The 13731-nt window shown below is 68.2% G+C and carries 11 protein-coding genes and 1 riboswitch; of the genes, 3 read left to right on the forward strand and 8 right to left on the reverse strand.

The genetic code is table 11. The annotated features are described in order from the left end of the window. Positions 1–13 precede the first annotated feature (13 nt). The 3 genes from nrdR to AC1RGU_RS07990 all read right to left on the reverse strand — a co-directional run bounded on the left by nrdR (position 14) and on the right by AC1RGU_RS07990 (position 2810). The gene (gene nrdR / locus AC1RGU_RS07980) at positions 14–457 is read right to left on the reverse strand and encodes a transcriptional regulator NrdR (protein WP_007836918.1); all 444 of its coding nucleotides are present in this window, start codon (positions 455–457) and stop codon (positions 14–16) included. A gap of 33 nt (positions 458–490) precedes the next feature. Continuing rightward, positions 491–1735 (reverse strand): serine hydroxymethyltransferase, encoded by a 1245-nt coding sequence (gene glyA / locus AC1RGU_RS07985; protein ID WP_139705484.1) that lies wholly within the window; start codon positions 1733–1735, stop codon positions 491–493. 38 nt (positions 1736–1773) lie between these two features. Continuing rightward, positions 1774–1900: riboswitch (ZMP/ZTP riboswitch) on the reverse strand. 49 nt (positions 1901–1949) lie between these two features. After that, complete coding sequence (locus tag AC1RGU_RS07990; protein ID WP_062481551.1) at positions 1950–2810, reverse strand: lytic transglycosylase domain-containing protein; 861 nt, start codon at positions 2808–2810, stop codon at positions 1950–1952. Between the two features lie 711 nt (positions 2811–3521). On the opposite strand from AC1RGU_RS07990, the gene AC1RGU_RS07995 reads away from it, so the two are divergent. Genes AC1RGU_RS07995 through AC1RGU_RS08005 form a run of 3 tightly spaced genes read left to right on the forward strand, consistent with a single transcriptional unit; the run spans position 3522 to position 10373 of the window. Next, complete coding sequence (locus tag AC1RGU_RS07995; protein WP_492695859.1) at positions 3522–7343, forward strand: DUF748 domain-containing protein; 3822 nt, start codon at positions 3522–3524, stop codon at positions 7341–7343. A gap of 28 nt (positions 7344–7371) precedes the next feature. After that, positions 7372–7536, forward strand: a complete 165-nt coding sequence (locus AC1RGU_RS08000; RefSeq protein WP_167395012.1) for a hypothetical protein — start codon at positions 7372–7374, stop codon at positions 7534–7536. Next, positions 7533–10373, forward strand: a complete 2841-nt coding sequence (locus AC1RGU_RS08005; RefSeq protein ID WP_492695861.1) for a DUF349 domain-containing protein — start codon at positions 7533–7535, stop codon at positions 10371–10373. The genes AC1RGU_RS08000 and AC1RGU_RS08005 overlap by 4 nt, the downstream gene beginning before the upstream one ends. A 72-nt stretch (positions 10374–10445) precedes the next feature. Here AC1RGU_RS08005 and AC1RGU_RS08010 read toward each other — a convergent pair whose 3' ends face one another. From AC1RGU_RS08010 to AC1RGU_RS08030, 5 genes are all read right to left on the reverse strand, one after another. Beyond that, the gene (locus AC1RGU_RS08010) at positions 10446–10739 is read right to left on the reverse strand and encodes a GYD domain-containing protein (RefSeq protein WP_070060413.1); all 294 of its coding nucleotides are present in this window, start codon (positions 10737–10739) and stop codon (positions 10446–10448) included. Between the two features lie 231 nt (positions 10740–10970). Further along, complete coding sequence (locus AC1RGU_RS08015; RefSeq protein WP_492695864.1) at positions 10971–11762, reverse strand: M90 family metallopeptidase; 792 nt, start codon at positions 11760–11762, stop codon at positions 10971–10973. Positions 11763–11776: 14 nt separating this feature from the next. Next, positions 11777–12553 carry a UDP-2,3-diacylglucosamine diphosphatase gene (locus AC1RGU_RS08020; protein ID WP_487847121.1) on the reverse strand — a complete coding sequence of 259 codons (777 nt, stop codon included), beginning with the start codon at positions 12551–12553 and terminating at the stop codon, positions 11777–11779. Between the two features lie 25 nt (positions 12554–12578). After that, a complete protein-coding gene (locus AC1RGU_RS08025; RefSeq protein ID WP_070060416.1) occupies positions 12579–13091 on the reverse strand; it encodes a peptidylprolyl isomerase in 513 nt (170 codons plus the stop codon). A gap of 27 nt (positions 13092–13118) precedes the next feature. Continuing rightward, positions 13119–13715 carry a peptidylprolyl isomerase gene (locus tag AC1RGU_RS08030; RefSeq protein WP_492695866.1) on the reverse strand — a complete coding sequence of 199 codons (597 nt, stop codon included), beginning with the start codon at positions 13713–13715 and terminating at the stop codon, positions 13119–13121. Between the last annotated feature and the right edge of the window lie 16 nt (positions 13716–13731).

The following is a 13731-nucleotide window of genomic DNA, read 5'->3' on the forward strand; positions in this document are numbered from 1 at the left end:
GCCTTCTCGGGGGTCAGATGTCGCGCAGCAGCTGGCGGAACTCGTCGACGTCCTCGAAGCTGCGGTACACCGAGGCAAAGCGCACGTAGGCGACCTTGTCGAGTTTCTTGAGTTCGCGCATCACGAGTTCGCCGACCTTCGTCGAATCGATTTCGCGCAGGCCGCTGGCCAGCAGCTTCTGTTCGATGCGCAGCAGGGCGTTGTCGATCTGCTCGATGCTCACGGGGCGCTTGCGCAGCGCCAGCATCATCGAGGCGCGCACCTTGGTCGAGTCGAAGTCGGCGCGGCTGCCGTCCTTCTTGACCACGACGGGGAAATTGACGTCCGGGCGCTCATACGTGGTGAAGCGCTTGTCGCAGGCGCTGCACTGGCGGCGCCTGCGGACGAAGTCGGCGTCTTCCGAAACGCGGGTCTCGACGACCTGCGTTTCGAGATGACCGCAAAAAGGGCATTTCATGCGGTCAGTGCTTCTCTTCTTCTATTTACGAAATCAACGGTAGACAGGGAAGCGGCTCGTCAAGGCGTGGACCTTGGCGCGCACCGCGTCGATGTTCGCCGCGTCGCGCGGGTTCTCGAGCACGTCGGCCACCAGGTTCGCCGTGATGCGGGCCTCTTCGTCCTTGAAGCCGCGCGTGGTCATGGCGGGGGTGCCGATGCGCACGCCGCTGGTGACCATCGGCTTTTCCGGGTCGTTGGGGATCGCGTTCTTGTTGATCGTCATGTGGGCGGCGCCCAGCACGGCTTCGGCTTCCTTGCCGGTGATGCCCTTGGAACGCAGGTCGACCAGCATGACGTGGCTTTCGGTGCGTCCGCTCACGATGCGCAGGCCGCGCGCGGTGAGGGTGTCGGCCACGATCTGGGCGTTCTTGACCACCTGTTGCTGGTAGGCCTTGAACTCGGGCGTCAGGGCTTCCTTGAACGCGACGGCCTTGGCGGCGATCACGTGCATCAGCGGGCCGCCTTGCAGGCCGGGGAAGATGGCGCTGTTGATCGCCTTCTCGTGCTGCGACTTCATCAGGATGATGCCGCCGCGCGGGCCGCGCAGGCTCTTGTGCGTGGTCGAGGTCACGATGTCGGCGTGCGGCACCGGGTTGGGGTACACGCCCGCGGCCACGAGGCCGGCGTAGTGGGCGATGTCGACCATGAAGATCGCGCCGACGTCCTTGGCGACCTTGGCGAAACGCTCGAAGTCGATGTGCAGCGAGTAGGCCGAGGCGCCCGCGATGATCAGCTTGGGCATGTGCTCATGCGCCTTGCGTTCCATTGCGTCGTAGTCGATGGCTTCGTTGGCGTCCAGGCCGTAGCTCACCACGTTGAACCACTTGCCGCTCATGTTGAGAGGCATGCCGTGGGTCAGGTGGCCGCCTTCGGCCAGGCTCATGCCCATGATGGTGTCGCCGGGCTTCAGGAAGGCGAGCATCACGGCTTCGTTGGCCGAGGCGCCGCAGTGCGGCTGCACGTTCGCGGCGTCGGCGCCGAAGATCTGCTTGACGCGGTCGATGGCCAGTTGCTCGGCCACGTCGACGTGCTCGCAGCCGCCGTAATAGCGCTTGCCCGGGTAGCCTTCGGCGTACTTGTTGGTGAGCTGCGAGCCCTGGGCGGCCATGACGGCCGGCGAGGCGTAGTTCTCGCTGGCGATCAGCTCGATGTGATGTTCCTGGCGCGCGTTTTCGGCTTGAATGGCGGCCCAGATTTCGGGATCGGTCTGTTCGACCAGGATATTGCGTTGGTACATGGCAGTCCTTTGAAGACGAGGTCCTTGTTCAACCAAACAAGGGCTGCCCAGGCGAACGGCTGAACGCCTGTTGTGGCCAGGCGGCACGCTTCCCAGTGGTATTCCACGTCAGCGCGTGGCACCTTTTTCAGGGTGCTGCGCCTATCGCCAGTCGCGTACAGGCCGAGTGTAGCGCAGGCCCGCACGCATCCGGGCCGGGAGGGCCGGCAAGGCCTCAGGAAACTGCGGAGAGCAGGGCGACCTTGGCCGGCTCGCTGCCGGTGGCGGGCTCTTCACCCGCGGGCTTGGCCGGTGCCACGACCGGGATCGGCTGTGCGCGCGCCGTGGTCGGCGGCGGCACGACCATCGTCGACGGCGCGCGGCCGGCGGCGACCTGGCGCAGGCGCTCGTGTTCGGCCAGCACCTTGGCGGCATAGCCGCCGTCGTCGTCGAGGTTGGCGGCGCCCACGTAGTAGCGCAGGCCGCCTTCGAGCGAGCCGGCGCGGGCGATACATTCCTGCAGCACCTTCACGCCGACGCGCATGTTGGTCACGGGGTCGAAGGCGGTGAGCGTGCCGCCCGCGCTTTCGTACTTGTCGCCGTGCACGCGCGTCATGACCTGCATCAGGCCTTGGGCGCCGACGTGGCTTTGCGCGAACGGGTTGAAGCTGGACTCGATGGCCATGATGGCCAGGATCAGCGTGGGGTCGAGCTTGGTGCGCTTGCCGATCTGGTAGGCCTCGGAGACCAGCACGCTCAGCGGTTCGGCCGCAACGCGGTACTTCTTGCTGAGCCAGTAGGCCACCGCCGCCTGCTGCTTGGGCAGCTCGTCGGGGCTCGCGGCCGTGGTGCGCTCGATGGCGGTCGGCTCGAGGTCCGTGGGTTCGGGCGCGGGCTTGCGCGACTGCAGCCAGCCCATCAGTTGTTCCTCGCCGGTCTTGCGCAGGTCGGGACGCGCCACGAGGGCGAGGGCCGCGAACACGATGGCCAGGCCGACCAGCGCAAACCCGTTGTGGGTGATTTCAAAAAAGCCGTCTGCCACATCGGACACGAAGGTCCGTAGCCCGCGGGCTGTGGCATCAAACGCCTTGCTCATCGCTTTTTTCCTTTCTGTGCGGCACCTGGCATGCAGCGCCTGAAAGGGCGGTGGATGAAGGCAGCGGCGCTTGGATTGGTATGTACGAATCAGGCTCCGCGCATGGAGGGGTGGGGGTAGGGAGCGCGGCGGCCTGATCACGCCGGTGGAATTCGGCAGCGGATTCAGGGAGGCCCTGCTGCGTCCGGCAGCAAGGGCAGGCGGGATTCTATCGTGGCTAAATACACGGTCAAGCATAAGGATTTGGTTTCATATGTTAATAAGTGCTTGAAGAATCCCTCCGTCCGAGGGGCTGCCAAGGGGAGCGGGCCTACGGGAAATCCCTTGGAAAAAGGGATTTGCAAAGGAAGGGTGAGACGCCTAATCTGGACGGGCCTGAGGTTTCAGGCGTTTTTCCGAAGTCAGGCAGTCCGAGGTGCAAGTCAAGGACTCGAACGATGGAGGACTCCACGGCGGCAATCTCTTGCTGCCAGCACGGCGGGAACCATTACTTCCGGTCGCGCGAATCGATGGCATGGGTTTTGAGCCCGCCATCAAGCCCGGTGACAAGACACTTCGTCGACTCACCGGGCTTTCTTGTTTTCGGGGCGCGCACTTTCGGCCTATCCACGCCGGCGGTGATTGCCTTCGCATCACAACGCCTCGCCAAAAGGGAACGCATTCACGTTTCGGCAGACTTTGTTGGCATCTGTTTGCGGCACACTTCTGCGGATGGATGCTGCTTCGATCAAACAGAACAAATGGGTGCGGCGTGGGGTCGTCGCGTTGCTGGTGTTGTTGGCCCTGTGGGTCATCGCGTGGCTGGCGGTGCCACCAATCGCCAAGAGCCAGCTCCAGAAGATCGCGAGCGAAAAGCTGGGCCGGCAGGTCACCGTCGGCAAGATCGACTTCAAGCCCTGGACGCTCGAGCTCGCACTGAATGACCTGCGCATCGCCACCGCCGACGGCAAGCAGCCGCAGGTGGCCATCAAGCGCATCTATGCCGACGCCGAATTGCAATCGCTGTTCCGCCTGGCGCCCGTGATCGACGCGGTGACGGTCGAGGCACCCGCGGTGCTGCTCACGCACCTGGCCGACGGCAAGTACGACATCGACGACATCCTGGCCAAGCTGGCCTCGGGCCCGCCGCCCGATCCGAAGGCCGAGCCCGCGCGCTTCGCGATCTACAACATCTCGATCAAGGACGGCGCGGTCGATTTCGACGACCAGACTGTGAAGCGCCGGCACGAGCTGCGTGGCTTCATGCTGAATGTGCCGTTCCTGAGCAACCTCGCCTCCAAGCGCGAGATCAAGACCGAGCCCAAGCTGGCCTTTGCGCTCAACGGCAGCCAGTTCGACTCGGCCGCCTTCACGACCCCGTTCGCGCAAAGCCGCAAGACCGACGCCCACGTGCAGTTCAAGGGGCTCGACCTCGTGCCCTACCTGGGCTACATCCCCGGCGGCCTGCCGGTGAAGCTGCAGGCCGGCAGCCTCGATGCCGACCTGAAGATCGATTTCCAGCAGACCAGCACCATCGGCCTGAAGATCACCGGCACGGTCGAGGCCCATGGCGCCAAGCTGGGCGACGCGCGCGGTCGCGACCTGCTGGGCTTCGACTCGCTCAAGCTGGCACTGGCCGACGTGCGACCGCTGGAGTCGGTGTTCCACCTGAGCGAGGTCGCGCTGGCCAAGCCGCAGCTGGTGGTGGCGCGCGACGCCGCCGGCCAGCTCAACCTGATGGCCACCGACCCGGCGACCGGCGCGGCCGAGAAGGCGGCGCCGCTGCCCGCGCCCGCCGCGAGCGCGGCGGAGGGCAAACCGGCCGTCGAGAAGCCCAAGCTCAAGGTGCAGGTCGACAAGATCGCGCTCGACGGCGGCCGTGTCGGCTGGCGCGACGAAACCGTCAAGCCCGCCGCAGCCATCGACCTCACCGACCTCGGCATCAACCTCACGGCCGTCACCTGGCCCATGGAAAAGCCCGCGCAGTTCGACGGCAGCACCGCCGTCGCGGGCGCCACGCTGAAGTTCAAGGGCAACGCCACCGACAAGGTCGCCGACGTGCAGACCGAGGTCGAGGCGCTGCCGCTGTCGTTGGCCGCGCCGTACCTGGCGCAGAGCCTGGAGCCCACGCTCGACGGCAAGCTCAGCGGCCAGATCGACGTGTCCTGGGCTCAGCCCGACCTGAAGTTCAAGGCGCGCCGCCTGGCCGCCGACGGCCTGGCGCTGACCCAGGCAAAGACCGCGCTGGCCAGCGTCGGTCGCTTCGAGCTGGTCGATGCCGAGGTCGATATGACCAAGCACACCTTGAACATCGCGTCGTTCACCGCGACCAACCCCAAGGTGAGCGTCGAGCGCGACAACGAGAAGCGCTGGATGTTCGAGCGCTGGCTCAAGACCCCGGCCGGCGGCGCCAAGGTGGCGGCGCCCAAGCCGGCCGACGCCGGTGCGGCACGCCCCGACAACGCCAACACCAAGCCCTGGGCACTGACGCTGGGCACGCTGGCGGTGGACAACGGCAGCCTGTCCTATGCGGACAAGGCCGGTTCGGCGCCGGTGGCGATCGAGGTCACGGCCTTCAAGCTGCTGGCCCAGAAGATCGCCCCCGACACCAACACCGTCTCGCCGCTGCAGGTGTCGGGCCGCATCGGCGCGGGCCGCCGCGCGGACCCGGGGCGCTTCGACTACAAGGGCAACATCGTGCTCAAGCCGCTGGCGGCCGAGGGGCGGCTCGAGGTGGCGTCGTTCCCGGCGCATGCCTTCAAGGCCTACTACGCCGACGCGCTCAATGTGGACATCCGCCGCGCCTTCGCGAACTACCGCGGCACGGTGCGCTACGCGAGCGCGCCGGCCGGCATGAGCCTGAAGCTGGCCGGCGACACCGCGCTGGACGACTTCCGCGCCAACAGCGTCTCGCTGACCCAGTCGCCGGGCTTCGACCGCGGCAACAGCCAGCTGCTGAGCTGGAAGACCCTGAGCCTGCGCGGCCTGCAGGTCAGCCTCGCACCCAACGCGGCCCCGACGGTGGACGTGCGCGAAACCACGCTGACCGACTTCTTCGCTCGCGTGATCGTCGACCCCACCGGCCGCCTGAACCTGCTGAGCCTGACCAAGAAGGGCGAGGAAGCCTCGAAGGCTGCCGCGGCCGCCGCCACCGAAGCGAGCACCAAGAAGGGCCCGGGCGGCACGACCACCACGACCCGCACGCCGACCGCCTCGGCGCCGCAGCGGGCTTCGGGCGGTGCGCCGGTGTCGGCCGAAGCCATGGTCGGCGGCGCGCCCGAGCCTGCGCCGGCTGCGTCCGCACCCGTCGTGGCTGCCGCGCCGGCGGCCGACAGCGGCCCGGCGCCGGTCATCAACTTCGGTCCGATGAGCCTGGTCAACGGCAAGATCGACTTCACCGACCTGTTCGTCAAGCCCAACTACTCGGCCGACCTGAGCGAGCTGACCGGCAAGCTCAGCTCCTTCTCGTCGAACCCGCCGAACGGGCAGGGCGGTCGACCGGCGCTGGCCGACCTCGAGCTGCGCGGCAAGGCGCAGCAGACCGCGGCGCTGGAAATCACCGGCAAGCTCAACCCGCTGGCCAAGCCGCTTGAACTCGACATCACGGCGAAGATGCGCGACCTCGACCTGGCGCCGCTGTCGCCGTACTCGGTGCGCTACGCGGGCCACGGCATCGAGCGCGGCAAGATGAGCATGGACGTCAACTACAAGATCGCGCCCGACGGCCAGCTCACCGCCACCAACAAGCTGGTGCTCAACCAGCTGAAGTTCGGCGACGAGGTGGCCGGTGCGCCCAACAGCCTGCCCGTGCGCCTGGCCGTGACGCTGCTGGCCGACCGCAATGGCGTGATCGACGTCGACCTGCCGCTGCGCGGATCGCTCAACGACCCGCAGTTCAGCATCGGCCCGCTGATCTTCAAGGCGGTGGTCAACCTGATCGTCAAGGCCGTGACCGCGCCGTTCAGCCTGCTGACCGGCGGCCTGGGCGGTGGCGGCAGCGGCGACTCGAGCGCCATCACCTTCGAGCCTGGCAGTTCCACGCTCAGCAGCGGCGCGAAAGAAAGCCTGGACAAGGTCGTGAAGGCCCTGACCGAGCGGCCGACGCTGCAGATGACGGTGGTGGGCACCTCCAGCCTCGAGAAGGAGCGCGACGCCTACCAGCGCCAGCGCCTGCGCCAGCTGACCCAGGCCGAGAAGCGCCGTGTCGCGGTGCGCGGCGGCCAGACCGGCACCGAGGTGGCGCCGGTGACCGATGCCGAATACCCTGAGCTGCTCACCGCCGTCTACAAGCGCTCCGACATCACCAAGCCGCGCAACATGGTCGGCCTGGCCAAGGACCTGCCGGTGAAGGAAATGGAAAACCTGCTGCTGGCCAGCGTGCCGGTCGACGAGGAATCGATGCGCCAGCTCGCCGTCGAGCGTGGCGCCGTGGTGCGCGACTACCTGCTGGCGCAGAAGCTGCCGAGCGAGCGCCTGTTCCTGGGGGCCGTGCGCACCACGGCCAGCGGCAGCGACTGGAAGCCCGGCGCCGAGCTGAGCCTGACCATGAAATAGCCGGCGGGGCCTGGCTTTTCGCCTCGCCTTGCCATATATCCTGCGGGCCCTTTTCAGCCCGCTGAACGGTGCGCGCCGCAGTTCCGACACGGAATTCGGCGGGCTGTTCGCCAACTGGGTGAAAATGTCGATGTGCGCCGGCCTTTGCCGGCGCCTTCGCTTTCTCTACCAAGACAACGATTTCGCGCAGTGACCTCTACTTCTTCCAAGCCACACGACCTCCAGGCCCTCGACACGCTCACCGGCGGCGCCTTCACCGCGCCAACCTCGGGCGAGCGCGCCGCGCGCATCCGCGACTGGCTCGCGGGCAACCCTTCGTCCGAGCAGATGCAAGAGGTCTTCAAGGAGTTGAGCGGCCGCGACAAGGGCGCCGCGCGCCTGCTGCGCGAAAAGCTCGACGAAATCAAACGCGCCAAGGGCCAGGAAGCCATCGCAGCCGAATGGGCGCAGAAGGCCGAAACGCTGCTGGCGCAGTCCAAGCTCAACATCGCCGACGCACTGGCCTGGCAGCGTGACGCTGCCAAGGCCGGCGCGCCGCTGTCGCGCGAACCGCTGGCCGGGCTGAAGGCCCAGCTGGCCGAGCGCGTCAAGGGCATCGAAGACCTGCAGCACCGCGCGCAGGTCCACCGCGAAGCCGCCGTCCTGCTGGCACAGCGCTTCGAAGTGCTGTCCACCAAGGGCTGGAAGGACGCCCAGGCCGCCGAGGAATCGCTGCGCGCCGACGTGACCCACTGGCAGCAGCAGGCCGCCGACATCGTGGCCGATGCCAACTGGAACAGCCTCGACGCCAAGTTCGCCCCTCAGCTCGAAGCCTCCAAGTCGCAGCTGCTCGTGGTGTCCGATTCGTTCCACGGCGCGCTGGCGCAGGCCGTGGCCGCAGCCGCCGATGCCGCCGCGCCTTTGCCCCCGGTGCCCGTCTGGGCCGACGAACTGCGCGCAGCACGCGGCGAAGTGGTGGCTCCCAAGGCTGCCGCTCCTGCCCGTCCCTCCGCACCCAAGGTCGACCCGGCCGTGCGCGCCGCGGCGCAAGACGCTGTGCAGGCCGCGCTCGCCAAACTCGAACAGGAAACCGCCGAAGGCCACGGCAAGGCCAGCGCCGGCGCTGCCGCTGCGCTGCGCGCCGTGCTCAAGGAACACGGCAAGCTGGTCGACGCGCCGCTCGAAGCCCGCGTGCATGCCGCACTGGTCGCTGCCGGAGAACTCGAAGGCTGGCAGCGCTGGAGCGCCGACAAGGTCCGCGAAGACCTCGTCGCCAAGGCCGAAGGCCTGCTCAAGCGCCCCGAAGGCCAGGCCCTCGGTGGCCGCAAGATGCAGGAAACCCTGCGCGCCCTGCGCGACCAGTGGAAGCAGGCCGACCAGGGCGGCGTGCCGAACCACGCGCTGTGGAAGCGTTTCGACGAAGCCTGCAACGAAGCCCACAAGGTCGTCGAGGCCTGGCTCGAGAAGGTGCGCGCCGATGCCGCCGAACACCGCGCCCTGCGTGTCGCGCTGATCGAAGAGGTCAAGGCCTGGGCCGCCGCGCATGCCGGCGCCACCGACCTGAAGGCGCACAACCGCGCGCTGCACCAGTTCGCCGACCGCTGGCGCGATGCCGGCCACGTGGGCGAGAAGGTGTTCGCCGAGCTGCAACCGCTGTGGAATGAAGCCTTCGGTGCCGCCCGTGCCCCGTTCGAAACCGCTCAGAAGGCCAGCGTCGAACGTCGCCAGGCCATGATCGCCGAAGCCACCGAGCTGGGCGCCCAGCCGATGCTGCGCATCGACGCCGTCAAGGCGCTGCAACAGCGCTGGCAGCACGAGGCGCAGAGCGTGCCGCTCGACCGCCGCCACGAACAGAAGCTGTGGGACGCATTCCGCGCACCCATCGACGAAGCCTTCAACCGCAAGACGGTCGAGCGCGAAAAGGCATCGGCCGCCATGAGCGAGCACGACCGCCATGTGCTCGATGCCTCCAAGGCGCTCGACGCGGCCAATGCCGGCGGCGACGCACAGAAGATCCGCGCCGCCATTGCCGGCCTCGAAGCTGCACTGCGCGGTGAAGTGCCCGCGCCGGCACCCGCCACCACGAGCGACGGCCCCTCGGTCGGCGCGACCGGTGTCGAAGCCCCCGGCCAGGCCGCCGCCGAGTTCGGCGAAAGCGCTGAGCAGACGCCGGGTTCGAGCGATGCCGAAGCCACGCCGTCCGCACCCGCGGCAGCAGTGGCCGACGCGCCCGACCTGGTCGCTCCCGCAGACGGCGCCGATGCCTCGGCCCGCAGCGACAGCGCCGCGCACGAAGCAGGTGAAGCCGCAAGCGTCGCGCCGGCCGCGACGCCGAAGCCCGCACCCAAGCCCGTGGTCGCCATGCGTGGCGACGACCGGCCCAGCAGCAAGAAGGCCGAAGCCGCACCGGCCGCTCGCGGCACGGGCCGCTTCGGTGATCGCCGCGACGGCGGTCGTCCTGGCGCCGGCGGCCCCGGCCGTCCGAACGACCGTGGCGGCCCGCGTCCCGATGCCCGTGGTGGCGATCGCGGCGCGCCGGGCGGTGGCCGTTTCGGCGACCGCCCGCCGCGCGAAGACCGCGGCCCGCGCCTGGGCGATACCGCCTTCCGTGCCCAGCGCGAAGCGCTCGAGCGTGCCGACATGGCGCTGCGCAAGCTGGCCGCGCAGGCCCACGGCGAAGCGCTCACGCAGGTGCTTGGCGCCTGGGAGCAGCGCGATGCCGCGCGCCTGCCGAGCGTGCAGGAACTCGGCCGTGCCGTGACACCGGCCGTGCGCACCCAGTGGTCGCAGGCCGTGGGCGCCGCACCGACGGCCGCCGCGGGCGATGCCGCCGAAGCGCTGCTGCGTCTGGAGATGGCCGCCGAAGTGCCGACGCCCGCCGAGCAACTCGACGCACGCCGCGCGCTACAGCTCAAGCTGCTGACGAAGCGTGGCGATCCGACGCCGGCCCAGACCTGGGGTCAGGACGCCGGCAAGGTGCTCGCCGCCGCGCACGACGCCGCCACTGCGCGCCGTCTGCAGAACGCACTGAAGGCCTTGCTGCGCAAGTAAGGCGCCAGCGCGCATTCATGGGAAAGAGCCCGCCGCGTGCGGGCTTTTTCATGCGTGTCGACCCGTCCCGGCTCAAGGCAGCCTGGCCAGGATCTTGTCCATTTCCCCGGCGGTATAGGCGCGCAGGGACCGCGTGCGCACATTGCCCTGCATGGCGATGGCCAGACTGAATGCACAGAGCGCCTGCTCGTCCTCGGACTCCAGCACACAGACCACATCGCAGTCGCCCATGGTCCAGAAGATCTCGCGCATGTTGACGCCGAGCTTCTGGGCGGTTTCCTTGGCGGCGGCGGCGCGTTTGGTGGTTTCCTTGACGCTCTGGATGCCCTTGTCCGTGAAGCTCAGCATGCCGATATAGGTCACCATTTTCTGCTCCTGTGTTGTTATCCGCGGGGGCGAATCACATGAAGCAACGCCGCCCCCGATGGCGACGCTCCAGGTCATCAGGCGCGCAGCGACGCTGTGGAGGGCGATGGCCGCAGCGATGCTACGCCTGGGGCCTGCAAAGGCAAGGCGCCCCCGATCAACGCCTACTCAGGACGAGGTAGGCGGACCGCCATCGCGCGCGCAAGCAAGGAAACGAGATGTGAGGGGCGGTCAGGCCTGCGCAGGCCGAAAGAACGCATCGAAGAGACCCAGCACCGCCGGGAAGTCCCGCGCGAAGTTCGGGCGGTTCACGAAGTAGGCCTCGCAGGCCACCGCGAAGAACTCGCTGATCGAGGTCGCACCGTAATCGTCGAGCCAGGGCGGCTCGGCGCCGAAGCGTTCGGCAAGGATGGTCTTCTCGCGGAAGTCGTCGTAGGCCGGCTGCAGCACCGCCATCCAGGCCGCACGCGCCTCGCGTGCGCTGCGCCGGCCCATGAAGCCGGCTGGCAGCGGCGGGCAGCCGTCGGCGATGCCGTTGCGCATGTCGATCTTGTGGGCGAACTCGTGGATCACGACGTTGTAGCCGCCCTCGCTGCTGACGCTGCTCGCGAGCACGTCCTGCCAGCTGAGCATGACGGGGCCCTGGTCCATCGCCTCGCCGGCGACGACCTCTTCGTACTCGTGCACGACCAGCGCGTCATCGACGACCTTGCGTGGCGCCACCACCTCGGACGGATGCACCACGATGCCGACGAAATCGTCGTACCAGTCGAGCCCGTCCTTCAGGTGCAGCACCGGCAGCACGGCCTGCGCCGCGATGGCCAGCGCCACCTCGTCGGTGATGACGAAGCCCTGCGTGCCGTGGAATTCCTTGTCCCGCAGGAACTCGGCCGCCAGCGTGCGCAGCCGTTGCTGCTGCGCAGGCGGCAACGCGCCCAGGAAGGCGTAGCGCGTGAGCGTGGCGCGCCAGGCAGCGTCGGGAATCGGGGGCAGGGTGCGCAGCCGGCGCAGCCACTTGAACATCGGTGGCGGTGCGGCTAGCGCAGGTCGACGCGCTGTGCGCCGGCGGCCGACAGGCACAGCAGTTGCGCGCGCGCCGGCTGGGCGGCGGCGTCCCAGTCGCTCAGCACGATGCGACGCAGGCCGTGGCCCAGGTCGTGGACGGCGGGGCGGTGGGTGTGGCCGTGGATCAGCGCGCTGGCGCCCGCATGCTGCAGCCATTGGCGGGCAGCGTCGGCGTCCACGTCGGCCCAGAGGGTCGAGGGGTCGCGCTTGCGGTCTTCGCTCTGTGCGCGGATGGCGCGGGCGAGGGCGCGGCGCTCTTCCAGCGGGCGCGCGAGGAACGCGGCCTGCCATTCAGGCGTGCGCACCTGGGCGCGAAACTGGAGGTAGTCGGTGTCTTCGAGGCAGAGCGCGTCGCCATGGCTCAGCAGCCAGCGTTCGCCGTGCAGCACCAGCACCGTGGGGTCGTCGAGCAGCGTCAGGCCGCATTGCGCGGCAAAGGCCTTGCCGACGAGGAAGTCGCGGTTGCCGTGCATGAAGAACACCGGCATGCGCTGCGCGGTGCGCTGCAGCAACTCGGCGCACTGCGCCTCGAAGCCGGGCTGGGCGGCGGCATCGTCGCCCACCCACACCTCGAACAGGTCGCCGAGGATGACCAGCGCATCGGCCGGCGTGGTCTGCAGGTAGCCCTGCCAGGCCTCGAAGGTGGCCAGCTCGCTGGCCTGCAGGTGCAGGTCGGAAATCAGGTCGACGGTGCGCCACGCGGGCGGCGCCACCAGCTCGGAGAAAGCCGGGTTCGCCACCGGGGTCATGCCGCTGCGCCGTGCCTGAAGTGCATCACTCGACAGTGACGACTGCCTTTTCGATCACGACGTCCTCGAGCGGCACGTCGTCATGGAAGCCCTTGCGGCCCGTCTTCACGGCCTTGATCTTGTCGACGACATCGGTGCCGCCCGTGACCTTGCCGAACACCGCGTAGCCCCAGCCCTGGGCCGAGGGGGCGGTGTGGTTCAGGAAGCCGTTGTCGGCCACGTTGATGAAGAACTGGGCGGTGGCCGAGTGCGGTGCGCTCGTGCGGGCCATGGCCACGGTGTAGTTGGCGTTCTTGAGGCCGTTGTTGGCTTCGTTCTCGATCTCGGCGCCGGTGGGCTTTTGCTTCATGCCGGGCTCGAAACCGCCGCCTTGCACCATGAAGCCGGGGATCACGCGGTGGAACACCGTGTTGTCGTAGTGGCCCTTCTTCACGTACTCGATGAAGTTGGCGGTCGACTTCGGTGCCTTCACGCCGTCGAGTTCGAGCGTGATGACGCCGTAGTTCTTGATGTGCAGTTCGACTTGGGGGTTGCTCATGAGTTAGCTCCTTCTTCGGAAACGGGATTACTTCGCCAGCGTGGCGGACTTGATGGTGAGGGTTTCGACGGGCACGTTCTGCATGCCGCCCTTGTTGCCGGTCTGCACGGCGCGGATCTTGTCGACCACGTCGGTGCCGGCGATGACCTTGCCGAACACGGTGTAGCCGTAGCCGTCGGGGTTGGGCGCGTTGAGCGAGTCGTTGTTCTTCACGTTGATGAAGAACTGCGAGGTGGCCGAATTGGGGTTGCCGGTGCGGGCCATCGCGATCGTGTACTTGTCGTTCTTCAGGCCGTTGTTGGCTTCGAGCGGGATCGGCGGGCGCGTGGGCTTTTGCTGCAGGTCGGCGGTGAAGCCGCCGCCCTGGATCATGAAACCGTCGATGACGCGGTGGAACACCGTGCCGTCGTAGTGCTTGTCCTTGACGTACTGCAGGAAGTTTTCGACCGTCTTGGGGGCCTTGGCCGCATCGAGCTCGACCACGATGTCGCCCGCCGAGGTGGCGAGCTTGACGCGCGGCGCGGCCTGCTGGGCGTGCGCGCCGGCGGCGGCGCCGAGGGCCAGGGCTGCGGCCAGTGCGAGGGCGCCGCGGCGGCTGAAACGGGAAAGTGCAGAGGTCGTCAAATGAGGCTCCGTGTGC

It is taken from the genome of Variovorax sp. GW823-FHT02B07 (assembly GCF_058797695.1).

What these genes read in the sequence shown, in the direction of transcription:
- AC1RGU_RS08010 (WP_070060413.1), bottom strand. Translation starts at nt 10,739, where the DNA reads ATGGTGACCTATATCGGCATGCTGAGCTTCACGGACAAGGGCATCCAG.
- AC1RGU_RS07990 (WP_062481551.1), bottom strand. Translation starts at nt 2,810, where the DNA reads ATGAGCAAGGCGTTTGATGCCACAGCCCGCGGGCTACGGACCTTCGTG.
- AC1RGU_RS08025 (WP_070060416.1), bottom strand. Translation starts at nt 13,091, where the DNA reads ATGAGCAACCCCCAAGTCGAACTGCACATCAAGAACTACGGCGTCATC.
- nrdR (WP_007836918.1), bottom strand. Translation starts at nt 457, where the DNA reads ATGAAATGCCCTTTTTGCGGTCATCTCGAAACGCAGGTCGTCGAGACC.
- glyA (WP_139705484.1), bottom strand. Translation starts at nt 1,735, where the DNA reads ATGTACCAACGCAATATCCTGGTCGAACAGACCGATCCCGAAATCTGG.
- AC1RGU_RS07995 (WP_492695859.1), top strand. Translation starts at nt 3,522, where the DNA reads ATGGATGCTGCTTCGATCAAACAGAACAAATGGGTGCGGCGTGGGGTC.
- AC1RGU_RS08015 (WP_492695864.1), bottom strand. Translation starts at nt 11,762, where the DNA reads ATGTTCAAGTGGCTGCGCCGGCTGCGCACCCTGCCCCCGATTCCCGAC.
- AC1RGU_RS08020 (WP_487847121.1), bottom strand. Translation starts at nt 12,553, where the DNA reads ATGACCCCGGTGGCGAACCCGGCTTTCTCCGAGCTGGTGGCGCCGCCC.